Below are 19,192 nucleotides of genomic sequence, written 5' to 3'. Positions count from 1 at the left end.
GCTGCGGGGTCAGACCAGCCCGCGGTCGCGCAGCTCGCGGCGGGTCAGGTGCGACAGGTCGGGGAGACCGCTCGCGTCGACCGTCACCGAGTCATCGGCCGTGTCGGCCGTGTCGGCCGTGTCGGCAGCGGCGGGGGCCGCAGGCCCGGTCGGCGAGTCCGAGTCGGAACCCGCGTCCGCGGCATCCGCCCCACCGCCCTTGCGCGCCCGGCGCCGCTCCTTCGCACCCTCGACGAGGTTGTAGAGCGTCGGCAGCACGATGAGCGTCAGCACGGTCGAGGAGATCAGGCCACCGATCACCACGATCGCGAGCGGCTGCGAGATGAACCCGCCGTGCCCGGTGATGCCCAGCGCCATCGGCGTGAGCGCGAAGATGGTCGCGAGCGCCGTCATGAGGATCGGGCGAAGACGCTTCTCGCCACCCGCCTTCACGGCGTCTGCGGTCGACAGACCCTTCTCCCGGTACTGGTTCACGAGGTCGATGAGCACGATCGCGTTCGTCACCACGATGCCGATGAGCATCAGCACACCGATCAGCGAGGCGACGCCGAGCGGCACGCCCGTGACGATCTGCAGCAGGATCGCACCGGTCGCCGCGAACGGAACCGACACGAGCAGCAGCAGCGGCTGGCGCAGCGACTTGAACGTCGCGACCATCACCACGTACACGATGAGGATCGCGGCGAGCATCGCGAGTCCGAGCTGCGAGAACGAGTCCGCCTGCTGCGAGGCGACTCCACCGACCTCGGCATCCGCACCGTCCGGCAGGTCGACCGCGGCGAGCGCTGCGGTCACCGATGCCGTCGCGGTGGCGAGGTTGTCGGATGCCGGCGGCACGGTGACCGTCGCCGTGCGCAGGCCCTGTTCGGTCGTGATCGACGTGGGTCCGTTGCGCTGCTCGACCGTCGCGATGTCCTGCAGCTGCACGATGCCCAGCGGCGTGGGGATCGCGAGGGCCTGCAGGGCAGCGACCGTGGTCGGGGGCTCCGGCGTGACGATGTACATGGTCAGCGCAGTGTCGTCGATCTCGACGGTTCCGGCCTGCTGGGGGCGCATCGTGTTCGACACGATCGAGCCGACGGCGACCTCGGAGAGTCCGCGCTGGGCGGCGGCTTCGCGATCGACGACGACGGCGATGTACGGCAGCGATGCGGCCAGGTTGTCGGTCACCTTGCCGACGCCGTCACGGCCGTCGAGCTCATCGACCACGGCGGTCGTCGCGGTCTGCAGGTCGTCGGCGTTGGAGGCCGAGACCGAGATCTCGATGTCGCTGGAACCGAAGCCTGCGGATGCGGCGACAGACACTTCGCCGACCTCGTCGCCGAGCCCGTCGATCGCCTTCTGCACGTCGGCGCGCAACCTCTCCTGGTCGGCGTCACCGTCGGTGAGCACCGAGTACGTGATGCCCGCGCCGCCCGAGAAAGCGTCGCGCAGCGCCGAGCCGCTCGACCCGATGGACGCCTGCACGTGATCGATGCCATCGATCTTCAGCAGGGCGGCTTCGACGCTGGTCGCGGCATCCGACTTCGCCTGGAGGCTCGCGGTCGGACCGAGGTCCTGCGTGACCGTCATCGTGTTCTGGCCCGAGTCGCTGAGGAAGTTGATCTTCATCAGCGGAGCGGCCGCGAGGGTTCCGCCGAGCACGACGACCGCGATGATCAGCGTGACGGCGGAGTGCTTGAGGGTCCAGTTCAGGATCGGGCGGTAGCCGCGCTGAAGCGCCGTGGGCGGCGCATCCTGGTGCTCCGGATCGATCGCCACACCGTTCGCGTCGAGCAGCGGCTTGCCGGGGCGGAGGAACCAGTACGCGAGCACGGGCACGATCGTGAGCGAGACGAGCAGCGAGGCGATCATCGCGATCGCCACGGTCATCGCGAACGGACGGAACAGCTCACCGACCATGTCGCCGACGAAGACGATCGGGAGGAACACCGCGACGGTCGTGATCGTGGAGGCGGTGACGGCCATGGCGACCTCGCGCACCGCGAGTCTGATGGCGTCACCCTTGTCGGCGTCGCCGACATAGTGCCGCTTGATGTTCTCGATCACGACGATCGAGTCGTCGACCACGCGTCCGATCGCGATCGTGAGCGCACCGAGCGTGAGGATGTTGAGCGAGTAGCCGAAGGCCTGCAACCCGATGAACGTGATCAGCACGGAGGTCGGGATCGAGATCGCGGTCACCAGCGTCGAGCGGATCGACAGCAGGAAGACGAGGATCACGATCACCGCGAAGACGAGTCCGAGCAGACCCTCGGTCGCGAGGCTCTCGATCGACTGCTGGATGAACGGCGCCTGGTCGAAGATGATCGTGAACTCGGCATCCGGGAATGCCTCGCCGATCTTGTCGAGCGCCGCGGTCACGCCCTGCGACACCTCGACGGTGTTGGCGGCCGGGAGCTTGGTGACCGAGATCGAGAGCGCGTCCTTGCCGTCGACGCGGGAGATCGAGCTGATCGGGTCGGACTCCTGCACGACGGTCGCGACGTCGCCGATGGTCAGCGTCGTGCCGACCAGTGGGAGGGCTGCGAGTTCGTCGACGGAGGTGATCTTCGCGCCGGTCTGCACCGTGAGCGTCTCACCGTTCTCGGTGATGTCGCCACCGGGGAAGAGCGTACCGTTCTGCTGCAGGGCGGTGCTGATGGCCTGGGTGCTCTGTCCTTCGGCCGCGAGCTTCGCGACATCCGGGGTGATGCTGATCCGCTGGCCGACGCCGCCGACGATCTGGGCGGCGTTGACGCCGTCGACGTCTTCGAGCTCGGGGATCGCGACGGTCTCCAGTTCGGACTGGGCGTTGTCGGCATCCTCGAATCCGGTCACCGCGACCTGGATCACCGGGAAGTCGTCGATCGAGACTGCCAGCACCTGGGGGCTGACGTCTTCGGGGAGCTGACTCGAGATGCGGTTGATCGCCTGCTGGATCTTCTGCTCCGCCGTCGCGAGGTTCGTGCCGTACGCGAACGTCGCCTGCACGATCGAGGCGTTGGTGGTGCTCGTGGCGGTGGTGCCCTCGAGCCCGGGCACGCCCTGGATCGCGGCCTCGACCGGCGTGGAGACGTCGTTCTCCACCACCTCGGGCGATGCGCCGGGGTAGGTCGTCATGACCATGAGGTTCGGCAGCTCGAGCGAGGGGATGAGCTCCTGCTTGAGGTTGGTCAGTGCCAGGCCGCCGAACACCGCGGCGACGATGGTGATGAGGGCGATGAGCGCCCGGTTCTTCAGGCTCAGGACGGCGAGATTCGACACGGCGGATTCCTCGGTTCAGGGTGCGGACGGCGCTGCGGTGCGACCGGGGGTGGTTTCAGTCTCGGGCATCCCGAGGATTCGTGTGAGCACGGTCTCGATGAACGCGCGGTCGAGCGTGGTGTCGCGGATCTGCGTGCTCCACATGACGCCGTCGATGAAGATCATCGCGGCGGTCGCACGGTCGACGCCGTAGGTGGGCTCGAGGAAGGCGACGAGCTGCTCGGAGAGGTGCCGCGCGAGCTTGCGCAGGCGGGGATCGTGGATGGCGGCGGTGACGACGGCCCGATCGGCCTTCACCGCGTCGGCGTCGTCGAGTCCCTCGGTGATGAGGTCGGCGATCACGGCGGGGCTCGCACCGCGCTGGGCCAGTGCGATGCGCACGCCGTCGAGCCTGGCGTCGACCTCGTCGGCGAGCGCGCGGAGGGCCGCGGCGCGGAGGTGGTCGAGAGTGTCGAAGTACTGCGTGGTGGCACCGAGCGGCACGTTGGCCCGAGCGGCGACCATGCGGTGCGTGATGCCATCGGCGCCGACCTCGACGATCAGCTCGGCGGCAGCGGCGATGATCGCGCGACGGCGTGCTTCTGGATCACGTCGACGACGTGTGGTCTCCCCCATGCGCACCCCCTGGACATCCGTACATGTACATTTGTACATTTTTGGATTGTGAGGATGCTGGGAAGCAGTCGCTCTCCTGCCTCCCGCTACCGCAGGACGGTGTCGTAGACCTCCCGCGTCTCGGCCGCCATCCGCTCGGCGGTGAAGAGCGTCGCGTGGCGCTCATGGGCCGAATCGGCACGTCGATCGGCGTCGCCGCGGGCTGCGAGCGCGGAGAGCGCTGCCGTCGCGAGCTGCTCCGGCGAATCGGCGTCGACGAGCACGCCGTCGACACCGTCACGGATGAGCTCCGCCGTTCCGCCGACCCTGGTCGCGATCAGCGGGATGCCGGAGGCCATCGCCTCCATGAGCACCAGGCTCGCCGCATCACCGCGGGACGGGGCGAGCAGCAGGTCGGCGCCGGCCCGCGGATGCAGCGCGCCGGAGACGCTGCCGTAGAACCGCACCTGCGACTCGAGGCCCAGGGTGCGCGTGATCCGCTCCAGCAGCGTGTGGTCGGGGCCGGTGCCCACGATGTGCAGCACCGCATCGGGAAGCGCGCGGTGCACCTCCGCGAAGGCGAGGAGAGCGGTGTCGGCTCCCTTCTCCGGCGAGAGGCGTCCGACGTACAGCAGGTGCGGACCGGGGCCGGTGGTGTCGAGCCGGAAGTCGGTGGGCTCGGGCGCATCGACACCGTTGGGAACCAGGTGCACGCGATCCGGATCGGGCAGGTACTCCGCGATGGCGGCGTGCGCGAACCGGGCCACGGCGATCACGTGCGTCTCGGAGCGCGTCACGCGGAGCGTCCGCAGCAGGGGATCGATCGGCGTGTACATGTGCTGGGTGTAGACATGCGGCCGTCCGACCGCAGCGGCCACCGCGTGGCCGACGAACCCCGCGTGCATCAGGTGCGAGTGGACGAGGTCGGGGCCCCAGCGGTCGGCGACGGCGAGCGCCCCCTGTGCGGGATCACCGCCGTCGGCAGCAGCCGTCGGCAGGAGCCCGGGATCGACGAACACCTCGGCGCCGACGCGGCGACACCGCTCGGTGAGCACGCCCTCGCTCCCGGCGACGACCGCGACCGGCAGGCCCGCGCCGCGCTGGTGCGCGACCTGGGTGGCGACGTGCGAGACGGTACCGCCGGTCGTCGGCCCGCACTGCACGAGATGGAGGATGCGGTGATCGGCCCCCATCGCTACGACCCCTCCACCGAGCGCGCCATGGTCGGGTTGCCCGCCATGAGACCGCCGTCGATGACGAGGTCGGAGCCCGACATCCAGCTCGCCGACTCCGACGACACGAACGCGACAGCGGCGGCCACGTCACGAGGCAGGCCGACCCTGCCGAGCGGATACCACGCCGTGAGGCGCTCGAACGTGCTCGCATCCTTCTCGATCTGCTGATCCCACGCCTTCGTCCGGATGGTCCCGGGCGAGATCGACACCGCGCGCACCCCGTGCTGGCCGTAGACGCTCGCCAGCGACTGGGTGAATGACCGCATGCCCGCCTTGGCAGCGCTGTAGGAGGGGTGCCCGTAGAACTCGTGGGCGTTCACCGAGAGGATGTTGACGATGACCCCGGTACCCGACGCCATCATCGCGGGAAGGGCGCGCCGCGCGCAGCGGAATCCGCCTTTGAGGATCACATCGATGTCCTGATCCCAGATGTCGTCCGGCGCTTCGTGGGGCATCGGCGGGATGGGACAGGCGACGATCGCGTTGTTCACGACGATGTCCGGCGCACCCCAGGCCTCGGTGACCGCGGTGAAGCATCGGTCGATGCTGTCGGCATCCGTCACGTCCAGCGCGAACGCACGCGCCTCCCCCGTGCCGTCGGCCGCGACCGCCGCGTTCGTCGCCGCGCGCGCCGCAGCATCCTCATCGATGTCGGCGACGGCCACCCGCGCGCCGAACCCGGCGAGAGTGCGGGAGATCTCGGAGCCGATGTCGCCGCCGCCACCCGTGACGAGGGCGATGCGACCGCTCAGGTCGAAGACGTCAGCCATCGATCCGCGCTCCCGCCCGGCCCGCCGGAACCGGGACGGCGAGCATCCGCCCGTCCCCGCCGATCGATGCGCCGGCGAGCTGCCCGACGGCGACCGCGTTGCGCGCAGCGTCGATCGAGGTCAGGGGCTCCGCCCGTCCGTGGTAGCTGTCGGCGAAGTTCTGCAGGATCCGCAGATCGGCGCCGTCGTGCCCATCCTGGGTGGCGGCATCCTCGGAAAGCGGGATCTCGATGTCGGGCTCCGGGTCGTAGCCGCGACGGCGATTGGTCCACACCTTGATGACCCCGTCGCCGCCTTCGTCTCCGAAGTTCTCGGCGCGACCCTCGGTGCCGATGATGCAGTAGTTGCGCCAGTAGTCGGGCGTGTAGTGGCACTGCATGTACGTGCCGAGCACGCCGTTCTCGCAGACAAGGTTGACGTGCGAGAGGTCTTCCACGTCGAGCGCGGGGTTGAGGTCGCGCTGCGCGAGAGGCGGCCAGTTGTCGATGTACGACCGGGCGTCCGGCGTCGGGGCATCGGCGTCGCGGCAGTGCGCGCCGTTGTACACGGTCAGGCCCCCGGAGCCCTGCACGCTCACGTAACGCGTGCCGAGGATGTGCGCCATCGCATCGAGGTCGTGGCTTCCCTTGTGCACGAGAAGTCCACCGGAACGCGCCTTCTCGGCGTGCCAGTCCTTGAAGAAGTAGTCGCCGCCGCGGCCGATGAAGTGGCGGATCCAGAACGCGCGCGGTTCGCCGATCACGCCGGACTCCACGACCTCGCGCATCTTCTCGACGAGAGGCATCTGCCGCATGTTGTGCCCGACGTACAGCAGCACACCGTTGCGCTCTGCGGCCTCGATGAGGGCGTCGGCATCTTCCAGCGACGTCGCCAGCGGCTTCTCGATGAAGGTCGCCTTGCCGGCGTCGAGGCTGGCCAGGCCCACCTCGGCGTGGAGGAAGTCGGGCGTGAGCACGAAGACCGCGTCGACATCCGGATCGGCGACGAGCTCGCGGTGGTCGGCGTACAGCCGCACGTCGGGCAGCTCGGCGCCCACCGCATCCCGCGCGTCGGGGTTCGGATCGGCGACTGCCACGAGCCGGTACGCGCTGTCGGGCAGGTCGATGATGGCGCGCATCAACGTGAACCGGAGACCCGCTCCGACCACCCCCACTCTGATCTTCGTCTGACTCATTGCGTCACTCCTTTGTCTGCGCATTCGATGGACGGAACTTCATTCGGATCACGGCGAGCATGCCCGCGAGGGTGAGCACGATGCCCCCGACCTGGAGCGGCTGCGGCAGCGCAGACAGTCCGAAGGCGGCGGAGGCGACGCCGACCAGCGGCGGGACGGCCAGGCCCAGAAGGGCGGCGTACGACGGCCCGGCGGTCAGGATGATGCGGTGCTGCACCAGGTAGGCGGGCACGTAGATGCCGAGGCCGAGCAGCGCGAGGGCGGCGAGGGTGATGAGCTCCACCCGTCCGCCGCCGGTCACCTCGACGACGGCCCACAGCACCAGGGGCACGCTGCCGAGGGCGAAGATCGGCAGGATGCGCGGGGTCATCGGCCCGCGGTAGCCGCGGTTCACGTGCGCGAAGTAGAGCCCGTAGGCCGACATCGACAGCATCGCGCCGACGGCGGCCAGCACTCCCCAGACGACACCGGGTGCAGCGGCTCCGCCGAGGCGGGGAACCACGTAGAGCACCGCGCCGACGATGGCCACGACCGTCGCGAGGAGCACGAGGGGGCGCACCCGCACCCGGGTCAGGGCGCTCTCCAGCAGGAGCACCACGACCGGCGACAGCGCGAGGATGAGGCTGGGGATGGTCGGGCCGGCGAGCGCGATCGCGAGCGTCGACAGCAGCGTGTAGCCGGCGACCCCGGTGACCGAGAGCACGCCGAGCTGCCACCAGGAGTAGCGGCGCGTGGGAAGCGGCGGCTCGGCCGAGCCGGAGCGCGCGCCACCCCGATGCGAGAGCAGCACCAGCAGCAGCAGGCCGAGAGCCGCGAAGCCCGTGCGCCCCGCCGACACCACGCCGACGCCCGCCCCCTGCAGCGCGAGCCCCGCGATCACCCAGGTCGCCGCGAGCAGCACGACCAGGGCGACCGATTCGAGCGCGAGCCGGGTCGTGCGAGTCTTCGAGGAGACCGGCGACACCGCAGCGCCCGACGTGTTCATACCCGGGCCGGCTCCGTCTGGCCCTGCTCGAAGTAGGCGACCAGATCGGGGGCGAGCGGCGGGATGCTGATGGCCGAGCCGTCCGCGCGCAGCGACGCGGTCGCCAGGATGCCGGCGGCCACGGCCTCCCGCGCGGCGACCGGCGAGGTCTCGGTGACTCCGCCGACCCGGACGAACCGGAGGAACTCCGCGACGAGCAGCGCGTCGGCGCCGTCGTGTCCGGCATCCGGCACCTCGGGGACGATGAACACCTCGTCGGCCTCGGCCGCTCCGGCGTGCCGCCGGTTCCACAGCTTGACCTCGCTCCCGGCGACGTCGCCGAAGTTCTCGATGCGGCCCTCGGTGCCGATCACCGTGTAGTTCCGCCAGTAGTCGGGGGTGAAGTGGCACTGCTGGTACGAGGCGAAGATGCCGCCCTCGAGACGCATGTTGACCATCGAGATGTCCTCGACGTCGACCACCGGGTTGAGGCCCGTCAGTGCGGTCGGCGGCCAGTTGTCGACGCTGAACCAGTCCGGCATCCGCTCGCCCGTGCGATCACGACGGTCGGTGATGTCTCCGTACACGCTCAGTCCGCCCATCGCCGCGACCTGCTCGGTGTACGCGTCGGCGAGCCAGTGGATGATGTCGATGTCGTGGGCGCCCTTCTGCAGCAGGAGCCCGGTGGTGTGCCGACGGTCGGCGTGCCAGTCCTTGAAGTAGAAGTCGCCGCCGTGGCCGACGAAGTGGCGCACCCACACGGCCTTGACCTTGCCGATGCGACCGGTCTGGATGAGTCCGCGCATCAGGGTGATGAGGGGCATGTGCCGCATGTTGTGGCCGATGTAGAGGCGGGTGCCGGTGCGGCGCGCGGTCTCGAGCATCGCGTCGGCGTCGGCGAGGTCGATCGCGAGGGGCTTCTCGCAGAACACCGGGATGCCGGCCTCCAGGGCACGGATGCTGAGCGCGGCGTGCGTGTCGTCGGGCGTGAGCACCATCACCGCATCGACTCCGGAGGCGAGCAGCTCGTCGAGCGAGTCGGTGATGAGGGCGTCGGGTACGAGCAGGCGCGCGTCCTCCCGCGCCCTCTCGGCGATGTCGCACACGGCGGTGATCCGCGAGCCCTTGCCGGGGCGGTGCACCTCCTCCTGCAGGGTCGAGCGCGCGCCGAAGCCGATGATGCCGATCTTGAGATCCACGATGGTCCTTCTGTGTGGTGAGCTGTCTGAGAGCGGAGCCGGCGTCAGCGGGCTCTCGCGGCGGGGGCGTCGAGGTCGGTCGACCCGCCGGGGAAGATCGTCCATTCGAACTCGTGCAGCCGCCCGGGTGCGGGCTCCGTCTCGAGTGCGCGGTCGACGATGATGCGCGCCTGGCGCGCGTAGAAGTCGGTCGGACCGACCGTCGTCAGGGTCGGAGCGACCAGTGCGGCGTCCGGCGTGTTGCCGACGCCGATCACGGCCACGTCGTGCGGCACGCGGAGCCCGAGCATGTGGGCGGCGTTGATCGCGGCGATCGCGGCGAAGTCGGTCGTGGCGTAGATCGCGTCCGGCCGGTCGTCTCGGGAGAGCAGGGTGACGGCGGCGGCGAATGCGCTCGCCGGCGTCTCCTCGTAGGTGACCGTCCAGCTCGGGTCGGGCTCGATGCCCGCCGCGGCCAGCTTCTCCAGGTACGGCGTGTACCGGGTCACCTGCTCCCCCGCCAGGCGCACGGCGCCCTCGGCGGCGAGGCATCCGATCGCGGTGTGCCGCTCCAGCAGATGATCCATCGCGATCTCGCAGCCGGGGATCGCATCCGAGCGGATCACGTCGAAGCCGTCGGGCTCGAGGAACTCCGAGAAGACGACGAGTCGCTGTCCTCCCCGCACGAGCTCCTGCAGCTTCGCCTTCACCTCGTCGTCGTCGCCGATGCTGTCGAGGTAGGCGACGTCGCACTCGATGCGGTCGAGCGCCGCGCGCCAGTCGCCGTCGGCGAGGATCAGCGTCGTCAGCCCGTGACTGTTCGCCTCGGCGTTGACCGCATCGGCGACCGCGAGCGACCACGGGTCGCTGAGCACGTGCAGCGAGAGCTGCACGGTGCCGCTGCGGCCGGTGCGGATCGTGCGCGCTGCACTGTTCGGCCGGTAGTTGAGCTCGTCGGCGGCCGCCAGCACCCGCGCCGCCGTCGCCTCGGCGACACCGGCACCCGTGGTGCCCGCCCGACCCGAGAACACGTACGAGACGGTCGCGGTCGACACACCGGCGAGCTCCGCCACCATGCGCAGGGTGGGGCGCCGGGGCGCCTGATGTTCGCGCTGCACCATGGCTCAGCCCTTCGATCCGCTGAAGGCGATGCCCTGGATGAACTGCCGCTGCAGGATCATGAAGGTCACCAGCATCGGCAGGGTCGCGAGCAGCGCACCGGCCATCAGCACGGGGTAGTCGGTTCCGTGGATGCCGACGAGCTGCGAAAGACCGACCGACAGCGGCATCTTGGCCGGATCGGTCGTCACGATCAGGGGCCAGAGCAGATCGTTCCACGACCAGAGCACGGTGAACACCACGAGAGCGATGATGCCAGGCTTCGCGAGCGGAACCATGATGCGCCAGAAGGTCTGCCACGGATTCGCGCCGTCGATGCGGGCGGCCTCTTCGAGTTCGGCGGGCATCGACATGAAGAACTGCCGCATCAGGAAGGTGCCGAAGGCGCTGAAGATGCCGGGCACGATCAGCGCCTGCAGGGTGTTCAGCCAGCCGAGCGCCTGGATGATCTCGTACTGCGGCAGCAGGTACAGCTGCGACGGAACCATCAGTACCGACAGGAAGACCACGAACAGCGCGTTCCGCCCGGGGAAGGGGATGCGCGCGAACGCGTAGCCGGCCATCGTGCACAGCAGCACCTGGCCGACCGTGCGGCCGACGGTGAGCCACACCGAGTTGAGGAACATCTGCGCGAAGGGCATCGAGTCGAAGACCTCGGCGAAGTTCGTGAACACCCATTCCCGCGGGAGGAAGCTCGGGGGCACCTGCACCGAGTCGGACAGCGTCTTGAACGAGGTCAGCAGCTGCCAGATGAAGGGGAACACCATCAGGATCGCGCCGACGAGGAGCACGATGTGGACGACCCAGATACCGCGGTTCTTCGTGCGGCCGGCGCCCGATCGGCCCGTGCCGTCGGAGGCGCCGACGATGGCGCGCGTGTCGAGCGAGACGTCACTCATAGTGCACCCACTTCTTCTGCAGACGGAACTGGACGACGGTGAGCAGCAGGATGATCACGAGCAGGAGGAACGCGACGGCAGCCGCGTAGCCGCGGTCGTTGTCGAGGAATCCGGCTTCGTAGAACAGGTAGACGACGGTGCGGGTGTTCGGCATTGCCGGGTTGCTGCGCCCGAGCATCATGTAGATGAGGTCGAAGACCTGCAGGGCGCCGATGACGCTGATGACGCTGACGAAGAAGATCGACGGCGAGAGCAGCGGGATCGTGATCGAGAAGAATTTTCGGATGGGGCCGGCGCCGTCGAGGTCGGCGGCCTCCATGATCGTGTCGGGGATGCCCTGCAGCCCCGCGAGGAAGATGACGATGTTGGTGCCGAGCCCCGCCCAGATGCCGACGACGGCGATCGCGACGAGTGCGGTGTTCGGGTCGGTGAGCCAACTGCGCCCGTCGATGCCGACGACGCCCAGCCCCGCGTTGAGCACGCCGTAGTCGCCGTTGTAGATCATGCGCCAGACGAGCGCGATCGCGGCGGGCATCGTGACGACCGGGATGAAGTACAGCGTGCGGTAGGCGCTGCGCCCCTTGAGGCCGGTGGTGTTCAGCAGGGCCGCGATGCCGACCGCGAGGGGGATGCCGATGAGCGCGATGACCGTGTAGATCGCGGTGTTGCGCAGGGCTCCGATCAGCTCGGGGTCCTGGAACAGCCGGGTGTAGTTCTCGATGCCCACCCACTCGGAGCCGCCGAACGGCCCCGACTTCGTGAACGAGATGATGAGGGTCCGCACCGTCGGCCACAGGTAGAAGACGGCGATCCCGAGGGCTGTCGGCCCGATGAAGACCAGCGCCCACCACGGGGAGGAGCCAGGGCTTCGCCTGCGGCGGCGGATGCCGGGGCTCGTGGCCTCCGGCATCCGCTCGGCCGTGGCGACCGCGCGTGGCGCGATGGCGGTCATGCGCTACTCCTTCTCGGCGTCCAGCGCGGTCTGCATCTGCTCGGCGAGGTCCTTCAGACCTTCCTTGGGAGCGACGGCTCCCGACCAGACCTGCGACAGCACCTCGCTCTCGATGCTCGTCCACGCGGAGGTGTTCTTCGAGACCGGGTAGGGCACGGCGGTGTCGAGCGCGTCGATGTAGACCTGCAGGTCGTACTGCGGCAGCGCGTCGACCCAGGCCTGCTGGGTGCCGTTGAAGGCCGGGATGACCGTGCCGGTCGCGGCCTGGATCTTCGCGGCCTCCTCGCCGCTGGCGAACTCGGCGAAGGCCTTCGCCTCGGCGAGGTGCGCGCTCTTGGCGTTCGCGACGTTGCCCACACCGTGGATCACGCTCTGGTTGCCCGTGGCGCCCTCCGGCAGCGGGGCGACGTCGACCGAGCCGCCGATGTCGGCGTTGTCGGCGTAGGCGATGGCCGCCCAGGAACCGTTCTGGAACATCGCAGCCTTGCCGGAGAGGAAGAAGTCCTCGGGGTTCGTGTCGGTCATCTGCTGCGCCGTGGGCGAGGAGCCGGCCTCGATCAGGTCGGTCCACAGCTCGACACCGGCGAGCGCCTCGTCGGAGCCGTAGCCGCTCTCGGTGCCGTCGGAGGAGATGACCTCGCCGCCGGCCTGCGCGATCGAGTTGTAGAAGTTCTCCTGGCCGTACTGGCTCGCGGTGACGCCGAACTGACCCTTCGCGGGATCGGTGAGCTTGGCGGCGGCAGCGGTGAAGTCGTCCCACGTCCATCCGGCCGCGGGGTAGTCGACGCCCGCGGCGTCGAAGAGGTCTTTGTTGTACCAGAGCGCGACGGTGTCGAAGTCCTTGGGAGCGCCGTAGAGCTTGCCGTCGAACGTGTAGAGGTCGATGAGGCCCTGCGGGTAGTCGGCCGCGTCGATGCCGCCGTCGTCGAGCGGAGCCAGCTGGCCGTTCGACGCGTACAGCTGGAAGTTCGGGCCGTTCATCCAGAACACGTCGGCCGCCGAGCCGCCGGTCGCCGCGGTCTGGAGCTTGGTGAAGTACTCCTTGTACGGCGTGACCTGGATGTCGATCGTGACGTTGGGGTTCTCTTTGGTGAACGCCGCGGCGATGTCTTCCATCGCGGGCTTCTGGTTCTCGTCCCAGATGGCGTAGCTGAGGGTGACGTCCTCTCCGGACGAACCTCCCCCGCCGGTCGAGGAGGAGCACGAGGTGAGTGCGAGGACGGCGACCGCAGAGGCGGCGAGGGCGCCGAGAGCGCGGCGGGAGGTTCGGGGCATCGGTGTCTCCTTTGACGGGTGCTTCGAGGTGTGGCGCGGGGCCGGGAAAGCGTGTTAATCGTTTAGCGTTAATCGATTAGCAGCGATGTTAGCCGCACTTCCGCGTGGTGCGCAAGCACCGATTCAGAACAGCGAGCCGAGAGCCAGTCCGAGGCCCGCCGCGATGAGGCCGAGCACCAGCATCCCGATCGCATTGAAAGCGGATGCCGGGCGCTCGCCGTCGCGCCACAGAGCGACCGTGTCGAGCATGGCGGTGCTGAAGGTCGTGTAGCCGCCGAGCAGCCCTGCGCCGAGGAGGAAAGCGGCCTCCGGCAGCGCCGTCGTCACGACGCCCAGCGCGAAGGAGCCCGTGAGGTTCACCAGCAGGATGCCCCACGGGAAGCGGCGACCTGCGAATCGGGCGACCCCGAGATCGACGAGGTACCGCAGCACGGCGCCGAGACCGCCGGCGAGTGCGGCACCGAGGAAGAGGAGCGGGCTCATCGCGCGGCTCCCCTCGATCGAGGTCGCCCGATGCGGAGCCCGAGCGCGGCGGCGGCGAGGCCCAGCGCGAGACTCCCGAGCGCGTAAGCGACGGCGACGAGCGGCGCGTCACCCCAGAGCGCGATCGTGCCCGTCATGAACGCGCTGTAGGTCGTGAACCCGCCGAGCACACCGGTGCCGATCAGCACGCGGAGATCGCTCGACGCGGGAAGCCGCGCGGCGAGGACGCCGATGAGCAGAGCCCCCAGGACGTTGGCGATCAGCACAGCGACGGGAAAGCCGCCGGCATCCAGGATGGTGAGGCTCAGTCCGAGCCGGGCCGCGGTGCCGATCGTGCCGCCGAGAGCGACGAACAGAACACGACGGAGATTCACGTTCGTCACTGTAGTCGCCCGGGGCAGCGCTGAGCCGTGGCAGCGCAGCATCCGAATGTCAAGGCAGTGCGTGCCGACGCGCCGGTGGCGTTGACTGGCCTCATGAAGCCACTCTGGAAGACCGACACGACCATGCCGACCGGCTCGCCCTTCGAGCCGGGCGCGCAGCACGACGTCGTCGTCGTCGGAGCAGGGCTCACTGGTCTGACCACTGCCGTCATGCTGACGCGCGCCGGCCTGGATGTGGCCGTGGTCGAAGCGGGCGACATCGCCGAGCTCGCCACCGGCGGGAACACCGGCAAGCTCTCACTTCTCCAGGGCAAGCGGCTCGCCGAGATCCGCCGCCACCATCCCGCAGGACTCGTGCGGGCGTACGTCGACGCGAACCGCGAGGGCATGGACTGGTTGACCGCCTTCGCCGACAACGCCGGCGTTCCGTACACGTGGCGCACCGACCACTCCTACGCGCAGGGTCCCGACGGGCTCGAGGACGTGCGGGCGCAGCACGACGCGGCATCCGAGGCAGGACTGCCCACGCGGATGCTCTCCCCCGACGAGCTGCCCGACCTGCCGTTCCCGATCGCCGGAGCCGTCGCACTCGACGACCAGGTCACGATCGATCCGGTGACCGTCACGGCGGCCCTCGCCCGCGAGCTGCTCGCCGAGGGAGGAACGCTGCACACCGGTATCCGCGTCACCGGCGCCCACGTGATTCCCACGCCGCGCGTCGACACCACCGCCGGCCCCTGCTCGCCGACCACATCGTGCTCGCCACCGGCAGCGTGATCCTCGATCGCGGTCTCTACTTCACGAAGACCAGCGGGATGCGGTCGTACTGCGTCTCGTTCCGCGTGCCGGGTGAGGTGCTCGAGGGCACGTTCCTCTCGGTCGACGGCCCGACGCGATCCATCCGTCCGGTCTCGGCCGCCGACGGCCCCGCCGATACCGCACAGCTCGTCGTCGGCGGCAACGGCCACCCGGTCGGCCGCTCCGACAGCGAGGCCGCGGCGGTCGCCGACCTGATCGCCTGGACGACGGAGCACTTCCCCGGAGCAGAGGAAACGCACCGGTGGTCGGCGCAGGACTACGAGTCCCACAACCAGATCCCCTTCGTCGGCGCGCTGCCGCGCGGACTCGGGGCCATCCGCTTCGCGACCGGCTACGCCAAGTGGGGGTTGTCGAATGCCCCGGCCGCCGCGCTGCGCCTGACCGCCGAGATCATCGGCGTCCCGTGGCGCGAGCGCTCCGGATGGATGAACACGATCGGCACGCGCCTGACCATTCCCGCCGATCTCGCGAAGGGCGCCGTCGAAGGCGCGAAGGTCGCCGCGGCCGCCACCTCCGGATGGGTGGAGGCCGAGTCGCGCAAGGTTCCCGTCCCGGCGCCGGACGAGGGAGAGGGCGTCGTCGCGAACCGTGCTGGGCTCCCGGTCGGAGTCTCGACCGTCGATGGCGTCACGCGCGCGGTGAGCGCCGTGTGCACGCACCTCGGCGGCGTGCTCGCCTGGAATGACGCGGAGTGCACGTGGGACTGCCCGCTGCACGCCTCGCGCTTCGCTCCCGACGGCAGGCGCATCGAGGGCCCGGCTCTGGAAGATCTCAAGGAGCTGCCCCGCTCGGGCCGCGCCGGGTGATTCCGGTCGCACTCAGCTCTCGTGCGAGAGCTGAGTGTCGTCCCAGCCCTGTTGCGGAGTGTCGCAGTTCTCGCGGAACACGTACTGCGAGGCGAGCTTGCGCTGACTGCTCGACCAGTCGATCGCGGGCCGGCGCTGTTCGGGCGGAAGATAGCCGAGCCGGTAGACGGCCATCAGCTCGAGGTCGTCGGGAACGTGCAGCAGGTCGACGATCTCGTCCCACTTGCCCGGCACCTCCATCGGGAACGAGATGAACTGGATGCCCATGCCGAGCTCGACCGTCGTGAGCCAGATGTTCTCCATCGCGGCGCCCATGCTGAACACCGAGTAGAACGACGAGAGCTGCCCTGGCCGGTATTCGCTGCGGTCGAGCATCACGCCCAGCAGCAGCGGTGACCCGGCGACGAGCTTCTGGTTCTCGGAGCCGAGGGTCTTCGGCACGCCGAACGTGTTCATGAGCGTCTGCCCACGTTTGGTGAACACCTGGCTCGTGAAGGGCCGGAGCGCGGCGGGGAGCTTGTCGAACAGCATCCCGCTGCGCTTCTCGTCCATCTCGGCCTGGCTGAAGCGGAAGTACGGCTTGTAGCGCTCGAAGAAGGTGCCGTTCGACATCGCCTCGGTCATGCTCGCACCCGAGATGCGCGCGATCTGCTCGATCGTGTCGCGGTTCTCGATCACGACGAAGCGCCACGGCTGGCTGTTCAGCTGCGAGGGTGCGCGGCCCGCCGCCTCCAGCAGCAGGCGCTGGTGCTCTTCGGAGACCGGGTCGGGCAGCATCGGCCCGTTGGTGGTCTTGCGGCGGCGGATGGCGTCGAGCAGTTCCATGCGGTCACTTCCGGTTGGCGGGACGGAGCGAGCACACGAGGCCCGCGATGACGAAGGGGGCCGCGGCGAGCGCGACGAGCGGATGCCGGCGGCTGTGCGACCCGAGATACGGGATGGCGGCGAGCGGGATCGCGGCCGGAGCGAGAGCCAGGGCCGCCCGGCTGCTCGCGCTCTTCGGGGTGCCCCAGAGCGCGGCGCTGACCGCGGCGGCGACGGTGGTGCAGGTCGCGATGTAGAGCGCGTGGTGCAGCCAGCGGAAGTTCGAGGTGTCGATCACCTTCGCAGCGACCGCGGTGCCGAGAGCGGCGTTCGCGCCATAAGCGACGGATGCTGCCACGAACAGCGGCGCAGCGTTCGTGCGCTGCCGTCGGTCCCTCATGCGAAGACCCTACGCCCGCCGCTCCGGCGGGCGCGCCCCCTTGCGCACAAGCGGCCGTGTCGATAGGCCCGGTTCCTGAGCGAGGAGCGAAGCGACGAGACGAAGGGCCCGGTTCCTGAGCGAGGAGCGAAGCGACGAGACGAAGGGCCCGGTTCCTGATTCCCGGTTCCTGAGCGAGGAGCGAAGCGACGAGACGAAGGGCCCGGTTCCTGATTCCCGGTTCCTGAGCGAGGAGCGAAGCGACGAGACGAAGGGCCCGCCGCGCTTGCTCAGGAACCGGGAGGTGTTACAGGTTGCTCTCCGCGTAGATGCGGAGCGCGTCGCGGACGAACTCGGCACCGTGCGTGCCGCCGTCGGCCGTCGCGTAGTTCACGCCGAAGCGCGGGTCGGCGACGTACATCTCGCCGAGCCCGATCACGTATGCCTTGGCGTCGCCGCCGGGGATAGCGGCGGGGGTGCCGGGCACGCCCGTGAGCCACTCGACGTGGCGACGCGCCACGTCCTGAGCGTCAGCGGATGCCGGGTCGATGCCGCTCTCCGCGGCCGCGATCCAGTCGCGTCCGAGATCGGAGACACGTTGCTGCCAGTCGGCGCGCTCAGCATCCGTCATGCCACGCCACCAGCGGTCGCTGTCGGCGTAGGCCTTCTTTCCCCAACGTTCCTCGACCTCCTCCTTGTATTGGGTGTGGTCGAAGCCGTCGAACATGTTCTCTGCCATGAGGTTTTCACCTCCTCTCAATGCGTTGATGGTGGTCTCGACCGACGCGATCTGTCGCGCCAGCCGGTCCTGCTCCTCGCGCAGGAGCGCGAGGTGGGTCTGGAGAGCGGACGCTTCGGAGCCATCGGCCCCTGAGCCTGTCGAAGGGTCAAGGACCCCGGCGATCTGCGGCAGCCCGAGGCCGAGGTCCCGCAGCAGCAGGATGCGCTGCAGGCGCACGAGCGCCGGGGCGTCGTAGTGCCGGTAGCCGTTGGGCGCGATACGTGTGGGCGGCAGCAGTCCGATGTCGTCGTAGTGCCGCAGCGTGCGGCTCGTGGTTCCCGCGAGTCGCGCGATCTCCTGGATAGACCAGTCCTTCTGCTCCATCAGCATCCTCCTTTCCGTTGTCGATAACTCGACTCTAGAAGTTGACGCAGCGTCAAGGTCAAGCACACGTATGGAATTAGTTCCAGGCTCGCGCGACTAGCCTGTTCGAGGCGCCGGATGAGCTGCCGCCACAACTCGCCGGAGGTACTGACGCATGCCCGAAATCGCTCAGAAGACGACGAGCGGCCTGAGCCGCCGCACGATTCTGCAGGCATCGGCATGGTCGATCCCGGTGATGGCCGTTGCCGTCGCTACCCCTCTCGCGGCCGCGAGCACCGCGATCGATCTCGAGCTCGTCGCGCGTCCTGGTGGCGACCGCATCGGCGGCACGAACCCCGAGGGGACGCAGGCTGTCGACCTCACGCTCCCCTTCACCTACGACGCGACGAGCGCGGGAGGGCCGGTCTCGAACGCGACGCTGGTCGTCAGCTTCGACACGCGCCTGATCGACGGCCCCAGCGTGACGATCGACGGGTTCCCGGCGCAGCAGATCGCGACGGAGCTCTCCGGCACCACGCGCACCGTGACGTTCTCGCTGCCCTTCGACATTCCGGGCAACGGCGAGACGATCGCGATTCAGCCCTCGTTCGCGATCGAGAACCGGACCGCCTGGGTTCCGGATGCCGCCGACTACGTCGTCACCCTGCTCGGTCCGGGCGGCCGCCTCGACCTCAACCCGTCGAACAACACGGTGACCATGGCGCCGCAGTACGGCGGCCCGCCGGTGTGAGCCCGGTCAGAGCTTCAGTGCGCCAGTCTCATCTGGGCCGAGCGAAACGTCTCCGTCCTACGTCTCAATGCTGAGTATGCCGTCCCGGTCGACCGTCCATTCGGCCTTGCCCGTGCACGTAGATGCGCCGCCCCAAGACGTGCACGACGAGCGGGTGTAATCGATCGTCCCGACGGGAAGTCCTTCAGCACAGCGATTCCATCGCTTCCGCAAGAGAATCGCACCGCGAGCAGGACCTCCCCATAGTCCTCGGGTTCCAGCGGCAGCGGAAGTTCGG

19 protein-coding genes are annotated in these 19,192 nt (G+C 69.1%); 3 read left to right on the top strand and 16 right to left on the bottom strand.

What is annotated here, in order from left to right; translation table 11 throughout:
- Positions 1-9 precede the first annotated feature (9 nt).
- From V5D55_RS08880 to V5D55_RS08820, 13 genes are all read right to left on the bottom strand, one after another.
- Entirely contained in the window at positions 10-3,246 is a 3,237-nt protein-coding gene (locus V5D55_RS08880; protein WP_435749039.1) for an efflux RND transporter permease subunit, read from the bottom strand.
- A 15-nt stretch (positions 3,247-3,261) separates the two neighbouring features.
- Positions 3,262-3,861 carry a TetR/AcrR family transcriptional regulator gene (locus V5D55_RS08875; RefSeq protein WP_435749038.1) on the bottom strand — a complete coding sequence of 200 codons (600 nt, stop codon included), beginning with the start codon at positions 3,859-3,861 and terminating at the stop codon, positions 3,262-3,264.
- An 86-nt stretch (positions 3,862-3,947) separates the two neighbouring features.
- The gene (locus tag V5D55_RS08870) at positions 3,948-5,033 is read right to left on the bottom strand and encodes a glycosyltransferase family 4 protein (RefSeq protein WP_435749037.1); all 1,086 of its coding nucleotides are present in this window, start codon (positions 5,031-5,033) and stop codon (positions 3,948-3,950) included.
- Positions 5,034-5,035: 2 nt separating this feature from the next.
- Positions 5,036-5,845: an SDR family NAD(P)-dependent oxidoreductase gene (locus V5D55_RS08865; protein ID WP_435749036.1), complete on the bottom strand. Its 810-nt coding sequence runs from the start codon at positions 5,843-5,845 to the stop codon at positions 5,036-5,038.
- Positions 5,838-7,019 (bottom strand): Gfo/Idh/MocA family protein, encoded by a 1,182-nt coding sequence (locus V5D55_RS08860; protein ID WP_435749035.1) that lies wholly within the window; start codon positions 7,017-7,019, stop codon positions 5,838-5,840. Before V5D55_RS08860 ends, V5D55_RS08865 begins: the two co-directional genes overlap by 8 nt.
- A gap of 4 nt (positions 7,020-7,023) precedes the next feature.
- Positions 7,024-8,004 carry a DMT family transporter gene (locus tag V5D55_RS08855; protein ID WP_435749034.1) on the bottom strand — a complete coding sequence of 327 codons (981 nt, stop codon included), beginning with the start codon at positions 8,002-8,004 and terminating at the stop codon, positions 7,024-7,026.
- Positions 8,001-9,182: a Gfo/Idh/MocA family protein gene (locus tag V5D55_RS08850; RefSeq protein ID WP_435749033.1), complete on the bottom strand. Its 1,182-nt coding sequence runs from the start codon at positions 9,180-9,182 to the stop codon at positions 8,001-8,003. Before V5D55_RS08850 ends, V5D55_RS08855 begins: the two co-directional genes overlap by 4 nt.
- A gap of 44 nt (positions 9,183-9,226) precedes the next feature.
- A complete protein-coding gene (locus V5D55_RS08845; RefSeq protein WP_435749032.1) occupies positions 9,227-10,282 on the bottom strand; it encodes a LacI family DNA-binding transcriptional regulator in 1,056 nt (351 codons plus the stop codon).
- A 3-nt stretch (positions 10,283-10,285) separates the two neighbouring features.
- Positions 10,286-11,179 carry a carbohydrate ABC transporter permease gene (locus V5D55_RS08840; RefSeq protein WP_435749031.1) on the bottom strand — a complete coding sequence of 298 codons (894 nt, stop codon included), beginning with the start codon at positions 11,177-11,179 and terminating at the stop codon, positions 10,286-10,288.
- Positions 11,172-12,131: a carbohydrate ABC transporter permease gene (locus tag V5D55_RS08835; protein WP_435749030.1), complete on the bottom strand. Its 960-nt coding sequence runs from the start codon at positions 12,129-12,131 to the stop codon at positions 11,172-11,174. The genes V5D55_RS08840 and V5D55_RS08835 overlap by 8 nt, the downstream gene beginning before the upstream one ends.
- 3 nt (positions 12,132-12,134) lie before the next feature.
- On the bottom strand, positions 12,135-13,406 hold the full coding sequence (locus tag V5D55_RS08830) for an ABC transporter substrate-binding protein (RefSeq protein WP_435749029.1): 1,272 nt from the start codon (positions 13,404-13,406) through the stop codon (positions 12,135-12,137).
- Positions 13,407-13,529: 123 nt separating this feature from the next.
- Positions 13,530-13,889 carry a fluoride efflux transporter FluC gene (locus V5D55_RS08825; protein WP_435749028.1) on the bottom strand — a complete coding sequence of 120 codons (360 nt, stop codon included), beginning with the start codon at positions 13,887-13,889 and terminating at the stop codon, positions 13,530-13,532.
- Positions 13,886-14,263, bottom strand: coding sequence for a fluoride efflux transporter FluC (locus V5D55_RS08820; RefSeq protein ID WP_435749027.1), 378 nt, complete (start codon positions 14,261-14,263; stop codon positions 13,886-13,888). The genes V5D55_RS08825 and V5D55_RS08820 overlap by 4 nt, the downstream gene beginning before the upstream one ends.
- A 102-nt stretch (positions 14,264-14,365) precedes the next feature.
- On the opposite strand from V5D55_RS08820, the gene V5D55_RS08815 reads away from it, so the two are divergent.
- Both V5D55_RS08815 and V5D55_RS08810 read left to right on the top strand, forming a co-directional pair.
- A complete protein-coding gene (locus tag V5D55_RS08815; RefSeq protein ID WP_435749026.1) occupies positions 14,366-15,049 on the top strand; it encodes an NAD(P)/FAD-dependent oxidoreductase in 684 nt (227 codons plus the stop codon).
- On the top strand, positions 15,028-15,897 hold the full coding sequence (locus V5D55_RS08810; protein WP_435749025.1) for a Rieske 2Fe-2S domain-containing protein: 870 nt from the start codon (positions 15,028-15,030) through the stop codon (positions 15,895-15,897). The genes V5D55_RS08815 and V5D55_RS08810 overlap by 22 nt, the downstream gene beginning before the upstream one ends.
- Positions 15,898-15,909: 12 nt before the next feature.
- Here V5D55_RS08810 and V5D55_RS08805 read toward each other — a convergent pair whose 3' ends face one another.
- From V5D55_RS08805 to V5D55_RS08795, 3 genes are all read right to left on the bottom strand, one after another.
- The gene (locus tag V5D55_RS08805; protein WP_435749024.1) at positions 15,910-16,722 is read right to left on the bottom strand and encodes a nitroreductase family protein; all 813 of its coding nucleotides are present in this window, start codon (positions 16,720-16,722) and stop codon (positions 15,910-15,912) included.
- A gap of 4 nt (positions 16,723-16,726) precedes the next feature.
- Positions 16,727-17,101 carry a hypothetical protein gene (locus tag V5D55_RS08800; RefSeq protein ID WP_435749023.1) on the bottom strand — a complete coding sequence of 125 codons (375 nt, stop codon included), beginning with the start codon at positions 17,099-17,101 and terminating at the stop codon, positions 16,727-16,729.
- Between the two features lie 286 nt (positions 17,102-17,387).
- A complete protein-coding gene (locus V5D55_RS08795; protein ID WP_435749022.1) occupies positions 17,388-18,185 on the bottom strand; it encodes a MerR family transcriptional regulator in 798 nt (265 codons plus the stop codon).
- 154 nt (positions 18,186-18,339) lie between these two features.
- Between V5D55_RS08795 and V5D55_RS08790 the strand changes: the two genes are divergently transcribed.
- Positions 18,340-18,915 (top strand): hypothetical protein, encoded by a 576-nt coding sequence (locus V5D55_RS08790; protein ID WP_435749021.1) that lies wholly within the window; start codon positions 18,340-18,342, stop codon positions 18,913-18,915.
- Positions 18,916-19,192 lie beyond the last annotated feature (277 nt).

The organism is Microbacterium sp. PMB16 (genome assembly GCF_051294855.1).
Taxonomy (GTDB): Bacteria; Actinomycetota; Actinomycetes; order Actinomycetales; family Microbacteriaceae; genus Microbacterium.
Note: the sequence above shows the minus strand (reverse complement) of the source record. Positions and strands in the feature narration are given on the sequence as shown.